Annotated in this window: 2 protein-coding genes; one reads left to right on the top strand and one right to left on the bottom strand. The window is 54.1% G+C overall.

Features of this window, described 5'->3' with window-relative positions:
• A partial coding sequence (locus IG168_RS20390) for a hypothetical protein (RefSeq protein ID WP_226877196.1) occupies positions 1 to 492 on the top strand: 492 nt, incomplete at its 5' end.
• A gap of 4 nt (positions 493 to 496) precedes the next feature.
• Here the strand turns inward: IG168_RS20390 and IG168_RS20740 are convergent.
• On the bottom strand, positions 497 to 749 hold a 253-nt coding region (locus tag IG168_RS20740), incomplete at its 5' end, for a hypothetical protein (protein WP_226877195.1).

The following is a 749-nucleotide window of genomic DNA, read 5'->3' as shown; positions in this document are numbered from 1 at the left end:
CTGCCGCCAACCGGACGGGACCTGGGAACTCAAAGGCTGATCCATCTTTGGACGAAATCAGGCCAGCCGTCGGCTGGCCTGACAATTCCTCGCAGAAAGCGACACGCTATGACTCACTCTTCGCCATTACTACGGTCGATCCTCGGCGCACTCGCCCGTGCGGCACTCTGGCCGGTGCGGATTTTCAACGGCCTCGCAGCGCTGGTTTGTTTCGGTTACGGGGTTCTCTTCGCGGTCTACGCCGAGGACCTATTCGGGTACGAGATCCCGGACTACTTTCCGCTTAGCGACCACCTGGCTCTCACCCTCACGACCTTCCTGAAATTCGGCGCCGCGCTGGTTGTCCTAATGCTGCCGATTGGCGCAATCATGATCGCCTATGGCGACACGATCTTCTTAGGCAAGCGGCCCAATCCTCTCTTCGAAGTTGCGGCGGCGCTGATCGCAACGGTATGGACGATCGCCTTACTTTTCTATGGCGGAAGCGAATGACAACTCAACGACGGTCCTCATTTGCGGATTTGGACATCGCGGCAGAGACGATTTTAGATACTGCTTCAGCGAGACGATCCGTAACAAATAGAATAGTTATCAAGAAACACAAAGCTGCTAGCCGAGTGCCTTTGTGATGGTCTAAGCACTTCTTAAGATCGTCAATTTGATCGTATCCGGCGTTTTTATAGTTTTGCGCTGTGATCGATTTAGTGGTTTGTTCACCAGATCCCCTAACTCGTGCGAGGTTTCCGTCA

Origin of the sequence: Microbulbifer hainanensis, from assembly GCF_014904735.1 — a bacterium.
GTDB classification, from domain to species: domain Bacteria; phylum Pseudomonadota; class Gammaproteobacteria; order Pseudomonadales; family Cellvibrionaceae; genus Microbulbifer; species Microbulbifer hainanensis.
Note: the sequence above shows the minus strand (reverse complement) of the source record. Positions and strands in the feature narration are given on the sequence as shown.